At 46.2% G+C, this 16,919-nt stretch carries 17 protein-coding genes and 1 pseudogene; 15 read left to right on the plus strand and 3 right to left on the minus strand.

The window, feature by feature from the left end; translation table 11 throughout:
• The 7 genes and pseudogenes from A3849_RS33060 to A3849_RS22295 form a co-directional block, all read left to right on the plus strand.
• A pseudogene (locus A3849_RS33060) lies at window positions 1–543 on the plus strand (hypothetical protein); the annotation flags it as partial.
• 246 nt (window positions 544–789) lie between these two features.
• Complete coding sequence (locus A3849_RS33655; RefSeq protein ID WP_074113368.1) at window positions 790–1,074, plus strand: site-specific integrase; 285 nt, start codon at window positions 790–792, stop codon at window positions 1,072–1,074.
• Between the two features lie 97 nt (window positions 1,075–1,171).
• Window positions 1,172–1,333, plus strand: a complete 162-nt coding sequence (locus A3849_RS33660; RefSeq protein WP_256700880.1) for a tyrosine-type recombinase/integrase — start codon at window positions 1,172–1,174, stop codon at window positions 1,331–1,333.
• 398 nt (window positions 1,334–1,731) lie between these two features.
• Window positions 1,732–2,091, plus strand: a complete 360-nt coding sequence (locus A3849_RS22280) for a hypothetical protein (RefSeq protein ID WP_074113369.1) — start codon at window positions 1,732–1,734, stop codon at window positions 2,089–2,091.
• 255 nt (window positions 2,092–2,346) lie between these two features.
• Complete coding sequence (locus tag A3849_RS22285; protein ID WP_074113370.1) at window positions 2,347–2,976, plus strand: hypothetical protein; 630 nt, start codon at window positions 2,347–2,349, stop codon at window positions 2,974–2,976.
• Between the two features lie 52 nt (window positions 2,977–3,028).
• Window positions 3,029–3,412 carry a hypothetical protein gene (locus A3849_RS22290; RefSeq protein ID WP_074113371.1) on the plus strand — a complete coding sequence of 128 codons (384 nt, stop codon included), beginning with the start codon at window positions 3,029–3,031 and terminating at the stop codon, window positions 3,410–3,412.
• A 172-nt stretch (window positions 3,413–3,584) separates the two neighbouring features.
• A complete protein-coding gene (locus tag A3849_RS22295; protein WP_074113372.1) occupies window positions 3,585–3,938 on the plus strand; it encodes a hypothetical protein in 354 nt (117 codons plus the stop codon).
• Between the two features lie 270 nt (window positions 3,939–4,208).
• Here A3849_RS22295 and A3849_RS22300 read toward each other — a convergent pair whose 3' ends face one another.
• Window positions 4,209–6,083 carry an LTA synthase family protein gene (locus A3849_RS22300; protein WP_074113373.1) on the minus strand — a complete coding sequence of 625 codons (1,875 nt, stop codon included), beginning with the start codon at window positions 6,081–6,083 and terminating at the stop codon, window positions 4,209–4,211.
• A gap of 228 nt (window positions 6,084–6,311) precedes the next feature.
• Here A3849_RS22300 and A3849_RS22305 point away from each other — a divergent pair, with 228 nt between their 5' ends.
• From A3849_RS22305 to A3849_RS22325, 5 genes are all read left to right on the plus strand, one after another.
• Window positions 6,312–7,001, plus strand: a complete 690-nt coding sequence (locus tag A3849_RS22305) for a response regulator transcription factor (RefSeq protein ID WP_074113374.1) — start codon at window positions 6,312–6,314, stop codon at window positions 6,999–7,001.
• Entirely contained in the window at window positions 6,998–8,002 is a 1,005-nt protein-coding gene (locus A3849_RS22310; RefSeq protein WP_074113375.1) for a sensor histidine kinase, read from the plus strand. The genes A3849_RS22305 and A3849_RS22310 overlap by 4 nt, the downstream gene beginning before the upstream one ends.
• A 428-nt stretch (window positions 8,003–8,430) precedes the next feature.
• Window positions 8,431–9,186 (plus strand): ABC transporter ATP-binding protein, encoded by a 756-nt coding sequence (locus tag A3849_RS22315; RefSeq protein WP_074113376.1) that lies wholly within the window; start codon window positions 8,431–8,433, stop codon window positions 9,184–9,186.
• A complete protein-coding gene (locus tag A3849_RS22320) occupies window positions 9,183–11,111 on the plus strand; it encodes an FtsX-like permease family protein (protein WP_074113377.1) in 1,929 nt (642 codons plus the stop codon). Before A3849_RS22315 ends, A3849_RS22320 begins: the two co-directional genes overlap by 4 nt.
• A 31-nt stretch (window positions 11,112–11,142) precedes the next feature.
• Window positions 11,143–11,490, plus strand: coding sequence for a hypothetical protein (locus tag A3849_RS22325; protein ID WP_074113378.1), 348 nt, complete (start codon window positions 11,143–11,145; stop codon window positions 11,488–11,490).
• Between the two features lie 167 nt (window positions 11,491–11,657).
• On the opposite strand, the gene A3849_RS22330 is transcribed toward A3849_RS22325, so the two are convergent.
• Both A3849_RS22330 and A3849_RS22335 read right to left on the minus strand, forming a co-directional pair.
• Window positions 11,658–12,491, minus strand: coding sequence for a DUF6544 family protein (locus A3849_RS22330; protein ID WP_074113379.1), 834 nt, complete (start codon window positions 12,489–12,491; stop codon window positions 11,658–11,660).
• A gap of 5 nt (window positions 12,492–12,496) precedes the next feature.
• On the minus strand, window positions 12,497–12,961 hold the full coding sequence (locus A3849_RS22335; protein ID WP_074113380.1) for a MarR family transcriptional regulator: 465 nt from the start codon (window positions 12,959–12,961) through the stop codon (window positions 12,497–12,499).
• Between the two features lie 240 nt (window positions 12,962–13,201).
• Here A3849_RS22335 and A3849_RS22340 point away from each other — a divergent pair, with 240 nt between their 5' ends.
• The 3 genes from A3849_RS22340 to A3849_RS22350 all read left to right on the plus strand — a co-directional run bounded on the left by A3849_RS22340 (window position 13,202) and on the right by A3849_RS22350 (window position 16,848).
• Window positions 13,202–14,767, plus strand: a complete 1,566-nt coding sequence (locus A3849_RS22340) for a DNA-binding protein (RefSeq protein ID WP_074113381.1) — start codon at window positions 13,202–13,204, stop codon at window positions 14,765–14,767.
• Between the two features lie 249 nt (window positions 14,768–15,016).
• Complete coding sequence (locus tag A3849_RS22345; protein ID WP_074113382.1) at window positions 15,017–16,030, plus strand: ATP-binding cassette domain-containing protein; 1,014 nt, start codon at window positions 15,017–15,019, stop codon at window positions 16,028–16,030.
• A gap of 5 nt (window positions 16,031–16,035) precedes the next feature.
• Window positions 16,036–16,848, plus strand: a complete 813-nt coding sequence (locus tag A3849_RS22350) for an ABC transporter permease (protein WP_074113383.1) — start codon at window positions 16,036–16,038, stop codon at window positions 16,846–16,848.
• Window positions 16,849–16,919 lie beyond the last annotated feature (71 nt).

The raw sequence follows: 16,919 nt of genomic DNA on the forward strand, positions 1-16,919 counted from the left end.
GTTATTAAAGAATATAGTATTGAGACTGCCTATGTTCCAACATGTGATGAGTTATTTTTATCTTTGTGCATTGAAAACCATAAAGAGATTGAAATACAGGCATTTATTTTTGAAGAAAGCGGAGTTGATGTGAGACCGCCTGAATTTTCAAAATCGTATTTTAGGCTTGTATCCGAAGATAGGTGGGCGGAAGTAAATGAAATTACAAAAGGCTTTTTTGAAGAGATTAATACCGATAAGGTTAAAAAAGACGGATTATTATTTGAGATATATGAGCTAAGTGTCAGGGATGAAGTCTTAGGTTATGGTTTGCGAGAAGAAGTAAGGGTTTTTACTGACTATAATGCCACCGGAATGTATGTCATGCCGGAACATCGTGAAAAGGGTGCTGGGAGAAGCATTATTATCTACTTAAAAAACATCTGCGCAGAAAATGGTAAGCAACCGCTGCCCGGTTGCTGGTATTATAATCATAATTCTAAATCAACTTTGGAGAGCTCGGGTTTTGTAAGCAAGACCAGGCTTTTAAAAGTAAGTTTTTAGGTACAGTAGAAAGTACCCCTTAGAAACTATCAATCCTGAGAGCGCAGAGAACCTTATCCTTAATAAAAGTTAATGTTTACTACGCTAACGGGAAACGCTAGCTCAAACACGATAAGGCAGCCGGTCAGTAAACGCGATCGGCTGCCTTTATTCAACTAACGGGGAACGCTAGTTCAACATGCCCCTTCTGAAAACCTCTCCTTAGAAGCAAACTAGATTTAATAGCTTCTAAAGGGAGGTTTTATTATGAAATTAAGTGAGCTGTGGAGGTTGTATGAAGCTGACAAGCGCATTCAAGGATTCAGTGCGAGAACTTTAAAAGCATACGCCCTACAGCACAAAATGTTGATGCAAGAGCTTGGTAATCTCGATATCACAGAGGTAACGTTAGCCATGCTGAAGGAGTACATGGTAAAACAAGCTGATCGTTTGAAGCCGAGCAGCCTGGGTCACCGAATTCGGTTTGTTCGTTCTCTCTTCCGTTACGCATATGAAGAGACGTATCTGACTTCATATCCTTCTCAAAATTAAGAGAACCGAAATTAGATAAGCGCATTCCAAAGTTTTGATTGAGGAAGACGTCATACACTTAAAGATCTCTTGTCAGTCACTCAGGGAAAGGGCGCTGTTGGAGTTTCTCTACAGCACCGGCTGCCGGGTTGGAGAGGTGGAGAAGATCAACATCGAGGATCTTAACTGGGAGAACTGCTCAGCAACCGTTAATGGCAAGGGATTGAAGCAAAGAGAAGTTTACTTTACGACAGATAAAGAAGTACTTGACCAGCCGTGAGGACTCCTGCAAAGCCTTGTTTGTTACCGATACGCAACCAACAAAACGAATCATACCTACAATTAGGTGGGCCTTAAAACGGCTTGCAGATCGGGGAGAAAATGAAGCGAACGTATACCCGCATCGCTTTCGACATACTTATGCATGTCAGCTCCTTGATAACGGTGCCCCTTAGATTTCATCCAAGGTATCATAGGTCATGAGAAAGCATCGACGACTCAAATGTACGCACAGCTCCGCGGCGAACGTCGGAGAGAGCTTTATCAACGATTCTTTTAAGCATTCAATGGCGGCGGACCCATTTTAGATTTCCGCCGCCGTTCAACTAAAGGGCAGGGTAGTTCTAATATGTGGTAATGTTGAGTGAACATTATAAAAATTGATTTTGGGGGCCAGCAATGAAAACTCCTGAACTGTATGAACTAGAATACCTATTCGAATGTGAAGCAGAGCTAAGCGATGACGATGTTCCATGGCAATATACATCAATTTCATTCCAAATAGTTAGAAATCATATAAAGGCTGTATTCGAGTTTGAAGAAGCAAGCCGGAGTGGTCAGTTAAGAATTTATCTTAACACTGAAGAAATAAACAATTACTGCTTAGAAAATATCAGCACTATTCAAATAAAGCGTGAAGATAACTATGAATGTCTTATCCTAGAGTTTGATGAAGAAAACTTTGTGCTGCCAATGGCTTTACAGACCAAACCATCAATTAAAACCTCTTGGGGAACATCGTTAGGATTAAAGAGGTAAATCGTTATATCGATACGTTAACGGAGAATACTAGTTCAGCCTACCCGTGATAGTTAAACCTTCTGATGTCAGGCAAAAGGAATAAAGGGCGAACTAGGAGTGGTATTCGTAGATCTCGGAACTAGGTAAACTCTACAGGATCATTTTTTTTAATGGTTACAGACCGAGAAAATAAGGTATAGCCTGGCAATGCTTCATTAGGCTAACTGGCAGGCTTGTGCGGTTAAATTGCTGAGCTAGAGGAGGCGTGTACTCATGCCCGAATACTCTCATATCCAAACGTATCTCAAATGCAACCGACATAACTTTAAGGAACTTATCAATCATTTTGCAAAAGTACTAAGCTCCTTGTACCTCGACTCAAGGTACTTCACATCGGAATTGAAGTGGGAAGTCTCGGATAATGGGTTTATGTATCTTGGCGGCGGTGCTGAATCACAAATATTCGTTCACAATGATTTTGAACTTCATATCCGTCCTTATGTGATGGGATTGACGCCAGAAGTAATTAAGGAACTTGAGGAGTCTTGGCTGGAAGTTAGCTTGCTATTTTGGACAGAGGAAATCGAACTAGATTGGAAGACAGGGCAGCTAAAAGATGAGTTTAAGACCTTACTATGGGCAATGTTGACAAGATTTTCGGAGGAGTTTAAAGAAAGTGGCGTGTATTTCACAAACGAAGTGACGGACGGAACACCATGGGAAGCTTTAGTATGCTATACAAAAGAGGACTTATGGACTTTTGATGCAGCCATTATACCTGATCATCTGATTGATATGTACAACGATGGTCCAGAGGAAATGTTCATGCACAAGAATAAACGTACTATGCTCGTTGCCCGGAAGTCTGTTTGGTGTGAAAAACCATGGCTTAGTAATGATTGAACTTACGGGAGAACGATAACTTAAAGGCAGACACATAGATAGGAGACTGGCTATGAACTTTTCGGATCGTTATGTATGGATAGAAGCTGAAATATGGCCCGTAGGCTCATGGGATTGTAAGGATGACAACTCCGATGTTATTGTTGTTTTTCCAGATCGCTCCAAATGGATTGCCAGTTTTTTCACTTACCAAAATATCGAGACGTTGAGGCAAAAAAATATACAAACCGGTGAATGCATGAGCGGCACATATTATTGGTCCAGCGACATGGTATTGATTGATATTATAAGCAGGGAAAGAATTGAACAACTAATTGATCATCTGATCAACCACGGCAATCTCCAATCAGTCTTTAATCGATACCCTGATGTAGATACAGAAGACGACGCGAACTATCCTGTTGGATTTTTTAAAACCGAAGAATCGTTCAACTAACGGGAAACGATAGCCCAATGAAATTACGAAAGCAGCTGATCACGTCGATCGGTTGCTTTTGTTCATCTAACGGGCAGTTTAGACCTTTATGAAGAAAAGAGGTGTTTGTGGTATTATATGTAATTATTGGTTTCGAAATAAATGGATTATTTGAAAATGGGGGAATCAAAATATGGAACATAAAATTCAACTAATGGAAACCTACGTAAATATCGACTTTGGAAACTCACCCTTTATAAATTTAGATAAAGGGTTGCAAATTCCATACTCTTCAATCACAGGAATAACAACAGGTAGACCGATACCAAATGCTTTTAAAATATATGGTGCTTTATTAGGAGGAATGAGAAATGGGTTATTTAGATCAAACGGTGGTTATCAACTGCACTTTTTTGAAAATGAGCTTGAAACTCTTCATTTAGATTTGAATAGCTTTAAAGTTGGTAAGTTCAAAATATCAAAGTTGATCATTGGTGTTGAAAATCCTGAAAAAATAAGTAAAAATATTTCCGAACGAGTGAAGTGATAATTTTTGATGAACTGTTTATTGCTAACGGGAAACGTTAGCTCAATAAAATACCAACAGTCTAGGACTTTATTTTTCTCGTCCTTGGCTGTCGCTATTTTATTTCCTAGGCTCAGTCTAAACTTATTGGAGTTTGACGGTACGACAATTCGAATAGGCGCGTGGAGTAAAGTCATCCAATCTAATACTTTATTTTCTGTATACACCCAGAAATGCGATGGATAGCACAAAAAAGAACCCCGCCTCAAGTTCACGAAGCGGGGTTCTTTTTTAATTATCCTCATCCACAACTTCCCGATCAGGCAATTGGGTGACATAGCTGTCTGACAGGTGCAGCAGCTCCAGTGCACGATTGAATTCATCTTCTGTAGCTTTTTGCGGTTGATTGCCATTACCCGATAAGGTATAGTGCTGTCCGTCCTCAAACCCGCTGCCGGATAAGAAGAGCTCTTCATTATTAACAAATGACCCTGTAGGTAAATAATATCGTTGCGGAAGCAGATTATAGGCGGATTGATTCAAGATATCCTGTCCGAAATGGATATGGTTACTAAGGGATACCCCTAATAAATTGGATACCGTCGGCAAAATATCAACCTGCCCGCCTAATTGTTCCTTCACGCTGGGTGTAGTCAAACCCTTGGATGCAATAATGAGCGGAATATTAATCAGATCGCGTTCTGTATACTCATGATGCAGAATTTCCGCGAGTAAGGTTTTATCCGCTTCCTTCAGGGAGAAAATAGGGAGTCCCCGATGATCTCCATATAACACAATTAAGCTGTTATCCCAAACCCCATTTGCTTGGAGTTCGTCAATAAACTGGCCAAGCGCGTAGTCCGCATAATTCTGGGCACGGATATAATCTCCGACTAGTGTTCCTTCGAATCGTTCCGGAAGGGTCATCTTGTATTTACTCTCCGGTATGGAAAAAGGATTATGAGAGGACATAGAGATCACATGTGAATAGAAAGGCTGGCTGCGTTGATCCATTCTCGCCAATTCATCGGATGTCTTCTTGTACAGAACTTCATCAGAAGCCCCGTAGAAGACAGTGTCATCTTCCCCGAAGAAGGCTTTGTCATAGTAGCGGTTAAATCCTACTGCTTTGTAGAGCTCCCCGCGGTTCCAAAAGTCAACTGCATTGGTATGAAAAGTCGCCGTATCGTAACCTTGCGCCTGCAGTAGCTTAGGCAAGCTTGGAAGCTCCTTAGGAGCATAAATGTCGGTAGCCGGTCCATCCGGTGGAACATAAAAGGAAGTGTTCACAATAAATTCGGCATCGGATGTATTTCCTTGTCCGACTTGCTGGTAGAAACGGGGGAAGTAAAAGTTCCCGGCTGCCAGCTTATTCATATTTGGTGTAATCTCTTGTCCATCTATGGACAAATTAATCAGGAAATTCTGAAAGGATTCCATTTGAAGGATGATCAGGTTCTTTCCTTTGGCGGCACCGAACATGACCGGATGGGCTGGTGCTTGAATGCCCTTTGTTTCATCAATGGCGGATTGTGTGATTTTGGACAGCTCAATCTGTTCTTCCTTATGCTCGGCAAGCAGAGCGTAGGCTTCATAATTGAGAATACCCATTTGTTCGGCCTGAACGTTTTCATTCATGCTGGCCTGGTTCGGGAAAATATTCATCATGCAGATCGCGAAGGAAATACAGAACAAGGCGGCAACCGCTTTACGGTTACTCTGGCGCGACATGGCTGTCTTCCAGGCGAGTGCTTTTTTCCGGCTGAACATAACCAGGCTAATGATGATGATATCCAGGAAAATAAGCATGTACTGCGGGTGGATGACCGAAAAAATACTTTTCTTAACGGCTCCAACCTGTTTGGCCTGACCGAATACCTGAGAGGTGGCAATAATCCCAAAATGATTATGATAGATAATCAGAGAGAAGAACAATACCGTAATCAACAAATTCACAAGCATGTAGATGGCGATCTTCCGTTTGGTAGCGAACCATTCAATTAAGCAGAAGATCAGCAGCACAAATGGAAGTTCTTTAAACAAGGTAGTCCAGGTTGGCCCGTCTTCGAATAAGTAATACCAGGCAAAATAGCTTTTAGCAAGCATGATCAGAGAGAAGAAAATGATAGATCTTTTGCTGAGAGTACGAGTTTCCTTCAACCGCATTTCGTATGCGCATCCTTTTCTATATAATTAGTTCATTCTATTACATGGAAGCGTTCAAAATCAACTAGTGGGATAACCTGATTTTACATAATATGTGACTATTATTCGATAAAAACAATAGATGAAGTATGCTGTAGAATGGAGGACATAACCCAATTCACAGGTTCTATGTTAAAATAACCCTGGATTCTATCCCTGAGCTGCACAGATTGAAACGAGGTGTCTCTATTGTTCAAAATTATGCTTATTGAAGACGATATCACCCTATTCGGTGAGATCAAGGAGCGGTTGTCTCAGTGGTCTTATGAGGTGTACGGCATTTCTGATTTCGGAAAAGTCGTTCAGGAATTTACAGCGGTCCAGCCGGAACTGGTCATTATTGATATCCAGCTGCCGCAGTTTGACGGGTTTCATTGGTGCCGGATATTAAGGGCCCATTCCAATGTGCCGATTATTTTTCTGTCCTCCCGTGACCACCCGAGTGATATGGTCATGTCCATGCAGTTCGGAGCAGATGACTTTATACAGAAGCCGTTCCATTTCGATGTGCTTATCGCCAAAATCCAGGCCACCCTGCGCCGGGTGTATAACTATAACACCGAACGAATCGAGCTGAAGACGTGGCGAGGAGCAACGATTGAATACGTGAAGAATACTGTAACAAGAGGCCAAGACTCCGCACTGCTGACGAAGAATGAAATGCTAATCCTCAAAATATTGGTAGAGTGCAAAGACCGGATTGTAGAGCGTGAGGAGCTCATAAAAAACCTGTGGGACAACGAGCATTTTGTGAGCGACAATACGCTGACTGTGAATGTGAACCGGTTGCGTAAGAAGCTGGAGCCTCTGGGTCTGGATTCGTATATTGAAACCAAGGTGGGGCAAGGCTATATGGCGACCGAAGAGGCGGCGCTATGATCAGGAAATACATAAAGGAGAAGCTCAGCTGGCTCCTTTTGCTTGGCGGGCTGCAGATCATCTTTCTATTCGTGGCCTATGTAGATTCTTCCATTCCCTTCATGCCTGTGCTGTACATTGTCGGACTGAATGTTATGGTATGTACTGTTTTTGTGTTCCTCAGATATCCTAAGGAAACCCGCTTCTATCACCGGATCGGGGCTTGGGATGAGGTCTATGATCTGAGTACCTTCAAGGGAGCGGACAGTCCGTTCGAGAGGATGGTCGAGGAAGCAGTGACTGCCCAAACCGAACGCTACAGGCTGGAATCTTCAGCGAATTTCCATCTGCTGGAGCAGGAGAAAGACGATCTGCTGTCCTGGATTCATGAGGTCAAAACCCCGCTTACAGCCATGCAGCTCATGATCGAACGGCTTCCGGACGAAACACTAAAGCGGCAAATTATGTACGAATGGCTGAGAATTCACCACTTGCTTGACCAGCAGCTTCATCAGAAACGGATTCCATTCATGCATAATGATCTGTATATCGAGAAGACCCGGCTTGAACCCATCCTTAATCAAGAGATCCGGGCGCTGAAATCATGGTGTATTCCCAAAGGAATAGGGTTTGACGTCGAACTTACTGCAGAAGAAGTGCTCACTGACGGCAAATGGCTTGGTTTTATGCTTAGACAACTGCTGACAAATGCTGTGAAATATAGTGAATACTCCGATATCCTCATTCAGAGCAGGGAAACCGGGGGACATGTCGTGTTGACCATCCAGGATCACGGAAGAGGGATTGACCCCAAAGACTTGCCGCGCATCTATGATAAAGGCTTCACTTCCACGACCGGCCGCCAGGAAGGCGCCGCCACAGGCATGGGCCTCTATTTGACGAAACAGGCGGCGGAGCCGCTGCAGATCGATATTCAGGCAGCATCCCAACCCGGGGAAGGCACTACCTTTACGTTAACGTTTCCACGCAAAAATGACTTTTTGAGTATTTCGGGCATGTGACAACAATGTCACATGCCTCTTTGTTTTGTTCGGTGAAACGCAGGAAAACAGAAAGCAACCCGCTTATGATAGAACTATAGAGATCAGACATAGTGCAACATCAGATGATCAAGGAGGTTTGGGTTTTGAACTTATGCTTTTAACGATCAGACATAGTACAACATCAGAAGATCAGGGGTCTTGTACTTCGTCTTTTGATCTTAATCTTTTGATCTTAATCTTTACCCCGTATCCAGGTCCCGCAGCAGTTAAGCGTGTCCCGCAGGGACGGCAAGCGGTCCTACTCCCCACATCCCTAAGTCCAGCCAGTCAGAATGCCCACGCCAATTGCACTTAACCGGGTGTCCAGAGGGCAGAGCCCTTGGGGCCCTCCCTTGGAAGGGAGGGTTTGGGAGGGATCGAAATTATCTATAAGGAGTGCACAGAACATGATGATTCTAGAAGCTAACAAAATTTATAAGACGTATGGTAACAAATTCAACAAACAGGAAGTGCTGAAGGGAATTGACCTTCAAGTCAGCAAAGGCGAATTCGTCGGCATCATGGGGGCTTCCGGTTCAGGCAAAACGACGCTGCTGAATGTGCTTTCCTCCATTGACCGGGTAAGTCAGGGAACGATAGAAATAGAAGGCAAGGAGTTTACGGGCATGAAGGAGAAGCAGCTGGCCGAATTCCGTAAACAGCATCTGGGATTTATTTTTCAGGAATATAACCTGCTGGATACCCTAACCGTCAAAGAAAACGTGCTGCTTCCGCTCTCCATCACAGGCATTTCGAAGAGAGAAGCCCACCAGAAGTTTGAACAGGTAGCCGGTGAACTGGGGATCTTCGAAATGAAAGACAAATACCCGGCAGAGATTTCCGGCGGACAGAAGCAGCGGACATCAGCGGCACGGGCGTTTATACATGATCCGAGCATTATATTTGCCGATGAGCCAACAGGTGCGCTCGATTCCAAATCAGCTTCCGACCTGCTGAACAAGCTTGCCGACATGAACACGAAGCGCCAGGCGACGATCGTAATGGTCACGCATGATGCGGTTGCCGCCAGCTACTGCAGCCGGGTGGTGTTTATCCGCGACGGGCAAATTTACACTCAACTGAACAAAGGCGATGAATCCCGGCAGTCCTTTTTCAATGATATTATCAAGACCACGAGTGTTTTGGGCGGTGTCCAGCAATGAGCCTGAATTATATCATCCTGCGCAATCTGCGAAAAAACATCAAAAACTATTACCTGTACGTCTTTGCGCTGATCTTCGGTGTGGCGCTGTATTTCTCCTTCGTCACACTGCAATATGACCCTTCTATGGGGAAACTTAAAGGAACGGTTAAAGGAGGAGCAGCCATTGGTGCATCCTCGGTGCTGCTAGTCGCGATTGTTGCGATTTTTCTGCTGTATGCCAATACGATCTTCATCAAGCGGCGCAGCCGTGAGATTGGGTTGTTTCAATTGATTGGATTAACGAAAGGAAGAATCTTCAAACTACTGAGCGCGGAGAACCTGATCCTCTATTTCGGTTCCATGATAATCGGGATTGGTGCCGGGTTCGCGATGTCCCGGCTGATTCTGATGATCTTGTTCAAAATCCTGGCGATTGACGCCGTGGCCAAGCTTCGCTTCTCTCCTGAGGCGCTGCAGCAGACCATTATCGTCTTTGCCGCAGTTTACCTGCTCATCATGCTCATGAACTACACGTTCATCAAAAGGCAGAGCATTCTCTCCCTGTTCAAGGCTACTTCCACCACACAGGAGCGCATTAAAAAAATGCCGCTGTGGGAGATTGTCTTTGGCCTGCTTGGCCTCGCCTTTATCGCGTCAGGTTATTATTTGTCCACTCTGCTCTTCAGCGGGAAAATAAACAGCATGAACGGACTGATGACCTCGATGATTCTCATCCTGGGTCTGGTTATTGTCGGCACGTATCTGTTCTATAAAGGCTCAGTCAGCTTCGTATTCAACGCAATCCGCAAGAGTAAAAAAGGCTACCTCTCCATCAATGAAGTACTTTCGCTCTCGTCTATTATGTTCCGTATGAAGTCGAATGCGCTGCTTCTGACGATCATTACAACGGTATCCGCGCTGGCTATCGGTCTGCTGTCGCTTAGCTATATCTCTTATTATTCGGCGGAAGCGAACGCCAAGGATAGCTCGCCTAACGATTTTGGGTTTGCCCGGGTGGAGGCCAAGGAGAAGTTTGTACAGGCACTGGATGCGGCTCAAATCAAATACAAAGAAATTCATATGCAGCCCGTGGAGATGGAAGTCGATGCTGCGAAAATTATGGAGAAGGATTCCAAAGACACGGTTCTTTCTACTTCCGTAGTCAGCGACAGCACTGTAGAAGGGGTAGATGTAAAGCCTGGCGAAGCCCGAATTATGGGGTACAACAGAGCTATGGATACGCTTTTTAAATTGAATGAAACCGGCGAGATTGGCCTTAAGACTTTGAAAGGGACGATTAAGCAGAAGCTTATAGGCATATCCAAGGAATCTATTGTGCCCTATTATTACGGTGGAGGCGCTGGCATATTTGTTGTCGATGAGACGGTCTACCATGAGCTGGTTAAGAGCCTGAATCCCAAGCTGCAAAAAGCAAAAGAAAAAGCGGATTACTACGGGATTGAGCTTGCTAACCGCTCGCAAATAGAAAAGGCAAATCAAATTTTTACGAATCAGTCACCCGAGGATCCAAGCTTTTCGCAGTATGATTTCGAAATCAAACAGCGCAACAATATGGGCGTTATTATGTTTATTGTCGGCTTCTTGGGCTTAACTTTCCTGGTTACTTCAGGCTGCATTCTGTACTTCAAGCAAATGGATGAAGGCGAGGAAGAAAAAGGAGGCTACACCATTCTGCGGAAGCTGGGTTTTACCCAAGGAGATCTCTTACGGGGCATCCAGTTCAAGCAGTTGTTCAACTTCGGGATTCCGCTGGTCGTTGGCCTGAGCCATAGTTACTTTGCCGTCAAGTCCGGCTGGTTCTTTTTCGGCACGGAAATGCTAACACCGACGATCCTGGTTATGCTGTTATACACGGCGCTATATTCAATTTTTGGATTTCTGTCGGTGTTGTATTATAAAAGAGTGATCCGAGAGTCGTTGTGACCAAATACGCAGAAAGTAAAGGAGGGTGCAAGTGGCTTGTGTTGCTGAGTTTGGTATTATAGATCAATTCGAGACGGATAAAGATTACTCCAAATATGAAGCGGAAACCTATCATTGCATCGCGGTTGCTGATGATTTCCTGAATGATTGGTGGGACGAATTGTCATTGATCAAAACCTACTTCCACAGCTATAGCAGACCCGGTTTATCCCTTGCCAGATGGGGAGTTACGCTGATACCGCCTGAATCCCTAGAAGCCTTTTACAGCATTGTGTTGAAAGATAAACAATCCAAATCATCATCAGAATTGATAGATTTAATGAGATTGCTCAGACAGGCCATTGAAGAAAAGAAATATGTTATTCATTATGGGGTTTAAGTGTTTATGAAGAAAAGGCAGCAAAACAGCGATCCTCCGGGTATTGAGGATCGCTGTTTTGCGCTTTTGGTCCACTGCTCCAGCAGATTGTGGGCAAGCAAGAGCCATCCGGCCTCCAGTGTCACTTTCTCCCTGCAGCGGAGCAGATCAGCCGCGAGGCATCGCGTTCAATGATACTTCACCCGAAGATTCCGGCTGTCAAAATAGACGAGATCCCCACTGTCATAATGCCACACAGCCTGCAGGTGCGTAGGTTGTCTAATACCGTCAATCCACTTGTAATCCTTCATTAGGGCGGACCAGCGCACATGCTGCTTGGAGCCGTCCATTCCAATGGCGGTGCGGTCGTCCGTTGTAAAGGATTGGCATTCTCCCTGGTCGTTAAAGCTGAATATTCCGCCCGCTGTAATTCCATAACACGAAATGATCGCCTGCGCATGATGATCGTCAATGGGAACCCAGGTAATGTAGTCCTGAAGGATAGCATTTGGCACCCAGAGAGATTCCGACAAAAAGGTAACCAGACTCGCCTGATCCATCTCCTCGCCTAGCTGGTTAAAGAGTGTGAAGGTCTTGCCCAGGACGCCCTTCATACTGCCGATACCCTCTACATAAGAATCAAGGCCCTGAAAAGGGATGCCGTACATAGACGTCTCAATCAGGGCGATTCTGGCGGGAGGCTGAACGAAGTTGTACTGCGTATATTTTATGGGAATAGCAGGTTTTTTGGGCAACAGGATAAACTCTACTTGGTTAAATACGGCTTCCATCGAGGACATTTTTGGCATGCCGGTAAATCCGCTGGTCTCAAAATACTTCCGGACAGGGGGAGGCAGCAGCTTCCAGTCTTCGCTTGTGAACGTCTCGTCCGGGAGGGAAGGTTTGGCGAGGCACATGTCTGCGATCCTCCGGAATTCTGCTTTGGTTTTGGAATAGGGAATCTTGAAAAAAACAATCAGGGCAGCTGCAGTGCCAGCCAGAATAAACAATGAAAGGGCCATATGTGCTACACCTCTCTGTCTTCGAATGCGTCAGCTTCCATTTGGGCGATGTTCTCTGTGAGCCGGGTCAAGCCGTAGAATAAGCCTTCGGTTAGTCTGTAATCGAATGACTGGAATAGTGAATCCATGAAACGGGCTTCCTGCTCGCTTCTTTCTGCAAAATAGGCTCCACATTTCCCGGTCAACTGCAGCCGGAGGATACGGGCATCTTTGTTATCTTTTGTGAGCGTAACGAACCCCTGCTTCTCAAGCAAAAGGGCCATCTTCTTTACATTTTGCCGCGAACTGCCGATCATCTCCGCAACATCACTTAAGGTGGGGGAGGATGAACCGCTCTTCAGAATAACTGCAATCAGCAGCCACTGCTTCATGGTCATTTGATTGTCCAATTTATCCCCTAGTACCTGAAGACGGTTGGCAAGTGTCAGCACAGCACCCAAAATGTAAGCCTGCTCATCCTTTTCATCCAACGGACTCAACTCCTCGTCAATAAATAAGTAACCTATTACATATATATTATACGCAATAGGTTACTTATTTGTCGATAGCTGATGATGGCTCAGTCATCCCGCCAGTTTGTCATCCTTGGAATAAAATTGTTTTAAAAATGTAAAAAATAGCAAAAAGTTCTTCTATTCCAAATTTTACTATGCTATTCTATGGGCAGCCGTAATGGCCTTAATCCTATGAAGAGAATGGAGGAATGAAGAATGTCTCTAAGCTTCCCGCGTCTGCGTACAACCTGGACAAGCTTGGCGATTGCCGCAATGCTGGCGTCTGCTGTAATCATCCCTGTCCCCCTGGTTCAAGCCGAAGGGGTATCTGATCCGGCTCCCAGCATTACCCCCGCCACCGCGAACGGCAAGAAGGTATTGTTCGATAACACGCATGCCCAGACAGCCGGTGCCGCCGATTGGGTGATTGATGGCGGTTTTTCGGATTTTGCGAATGGGCTTGCAGCCGAAGGTTACTACATTAAAGAGCTTCGCAAGACTACTGCGATCACCTTGTCCGATCTGTCTGGCTACGATGTATTCATCATTCCGGAAGCCAATATCCCGTACAAGACGTCGGAGCAGAGTGCACTGCTTGACTACGTTCAAGGCGGGGGAAGCATTTTCTTCATCAGCGATCATTACAACGCAGACCGGAACAAAAACCGCTTCGACGCCTCCGAGGTCTTCAACGGCTACCGGCGGGGAGCTTGGGGAAGTCCTGCTCTGGGTATGGGGGCGGAGGAAGCGGCTTCACCGGCGATGTCTGGAGTTTCGAGCTCGGATTGGCTGGCTTCGAACTTCGGTGTGAGATTCCGCTATAACGCACTGGGCGATGTGACGGCAAACCATATCGTGGCTCCTTCGCAAGCCTTCAATATTACAAGCGGGGTATCCAGCGTGGCTGTTCACGCCGGATCCACACTTGCCATCACCGACCCGGCAAAGGCGAAGGGAATTGTCTATGTTCCGGCAACGGCTACCGCCTGGTCCAGCGCAGTGGATGCCGGTGTGTATAACGGCGGCGGTGTCGCGGAAGGGCCGTTTGTCGCGGTAGCCAAGGTTAGCGCAGGTAAAGCAGGCTTTATAGGCGACTCCTCTCCGGTAGAGGATGCAACGCCGAAATACAAAAAAGAAGAGACGGGCGGCACCAAAACAACCTATGACGGCTATGAGGAGGCGGATGACGCCACACTTTTGGTCAACATGGTGAACTGGCTCGCTACGCCTGAGAGCTATACAACATTCTCCGCGGTACCGGGCTTAACCCTGGACACGGCCACTTCGGTATACAGCTGGGAAGCACCTGCCAGTTCCACGGAGCCGCAGGCTGAACCTTGGGCAGCGCCAGCTGCGGGCTACAAATGGTATGATTCCTCGACTTTCAAGACCGGTTCTTACGGTGCCGGCTCCACTTCTCCAACAACACCTTTATATGCATTCGAACATCAGGCGACGCTTCCTAATCATTATGAGTTCGAGGTGAAAGTGACACTCTCCGGTCTGACGCCGGGCTCGACGACCTCCGGTTATAGCCTTGGGGTGTATACCAGTTCAGGTACACAAGTCGCCAAGGTGAAGAACAGTGACGGTTCGTGGCCGTCATCGTATGGCTATAGCTCAACCTTTTCGCTAACGGCCAATTCAAGCGGTATTGCCAGCAAAAGTTTAACCTTAACAATCAATCCAGTTACCGCCGGTGCAGCCAATATGCGCTTGAGATTAAGCGGTACTGCAAAATTTACCGAGCCGGTGACCATAGCAAATGTACCTGTCGAGTAATAGCAAACCGTATGTATAAATATATGGCTTGGGTTTAAGGCGAAATGCCTTTTCCCAGGCCTTTTTTATAATGAAGTGGTTGCTTTCTACGTCCAGGGACTGAGGGATAAATGCGTTTGGAGACCGTTAAGCTGCTTACCCGTAGGCGTTATAATGAAGCGGCACAGAAGGAATACATAACATGTTTATATTCAGTTTAAATAAGCGATTTATGATCCAACTATATTAGTTGTCAAGGAGGAGTAACAAATGAGTCAACTTAGGGCAGGAACTCCGAAGAAAGAATGGGCCATCGAGGCAGAGCGGCTTGTCAAAATTTTTGGGGATAATCGCGCGGTAGATGGTGTGGATCTTAAAGTGGCTACAGGTTCAATATATGGCGTACTGGGTCCAAATGGGGCAGGGAAGACTACAGTAATCCGGATGCTGGCGACGCTGCTGAGGCCGGATGGCGGCTCCGCCCGGGTTTTCGGGCATGATGTGGTGAAGGAGCCGCAGATTGTCCGTCAGCTGATTGGTGTAACCGGACAATATGCTTCTGTAGATGAATCGCTCAGTGCCACTGAGAATCTGGTGATTTTCTCGCGTTTGCTCGGTCTGGGACGTGCCGAGGCGCGTCGCAAGTCCGAGGAGCTGCTTGAGGAATTTGGATTAACAGAGGCGGCTAGACGTCCGCTTAAAAACTTCTCGGGCGGAATGCGCCGCCGCCTGGATTTGGCTGCAAGTTTGATTGCGCAGCCGCCGCTCATTTTCCTGGACGAACCGACAACCGGTCTGGACCCGCGTACACGGAATCAGATGTGGGACACCATCCGCCGGTTGATACAGTCCGGTTCAACGGTTCTGTTAACCACACAATATCTTGAAGAAGCGGATCAGCTGGCAGACCGTATCGCTGTAATCGACCATGGACGGGTAGTCGCTGAGGGTACAGTAGATGAACTGAAATCATCTGTCGGTACTTCGTCCCTGCAGTTAAAAGTTCAGAATCCGCTCGACATCGGCTTTGCGCGTCAGACGGTTGAACGGGTGCTAAATGTAAAAACCATTATATCCGCGGAATCTGCGAACATTACTGCACCTATGGGGGATGCGGACCGGGTCCCCGATCTGCTGATTGCTCTCCGTGAGGCGGGGATTTCTTTGGCTGAGCTTAGTGTACAGAAGCCAACGCTGGACGAGGTTTTTCTGAGTATAACGGGGCATGGGGTAGAAGATAAATCCACGCTGGCGTCCGCCAAGTCAAACCAAATGGAGGGGTAAACAGTATGAGTACATTCATTAAGCCAGGCGCTGAACGCCAGCTCAAAAACCACACGAGCTTCGGCCAGTCGGTGCGGAATTCATTAACGATGGCCTATCGGGGGCTGCTTAAAATCAAACGCACCCCTGAACAATTATTCGATGTAACGCTTCAACCGATTATTTTCACCCTGATGTTTACGTATATCTTTGGAGGAGCGATCTCCGGGGATATCCACAATTATTTGCCGGTAATCATCCCCGGAATTCTCGTGCAGACCGTAATCACAACTTCGATTGTGACAGGCGTACAGCTGCGGGAGGATATGGAAAAAGGTGTCTTTGACCGCTTCAAGTCTCTGCCGATTTCACGGATAGCCCCGCTTGCCGGAGCCTTGCTTGCAGACACAGTCCGCTATACGATAGCGACTGTGCTTACGTTTGCGATGGGATATGTGATGGGACTTCGTCCTGAAGGCGGATTCGGGCATGTTGTCATGGCCGGTGTACTGGTCATTATCTGCTCCTGGGCCATCAGCTGGATCTTTGCTTTCTTCGGTGTTATCGCACGTACAGCCTCCAGTGTTCAGGGGATATCCATGATCGTGCTGTTCCCGCTGACCTTCCTGTCGAATGCTTTTGTGCCGGTGGATACGATGCCGGACTGGCTTCAATGGTTCGTCAAAATGAACCCGATATCGCATCTGGTGACAGCTGTACGTAATCTGGTCAACTTAGGAACCATGGGCTCGGATCTGGTCTATTCCCTCATCGGAGCCGCTGCCATTGTGGCGGTCTTTGCGCCAATCACCGTGCGGGCATATATGCGGCGTACCTAATCAAAATATCTTCCGGGTATAACTTTACGGTAAATAACGCAAAAGAGCCATTTCCTCTGATAGGAATCTGG

The sequence above is a fragment of the Paenibacillus sp. P46E genome, assembly GCF_001909095.1.
GTDB classification, from domain to species: domain Bacteria; phylum Bacillota; class Bacilli; order Paenibacillales; family Paenibacillaceae; genus Paenibacillus_AQ; species Paenibacillus_AQ helianthi.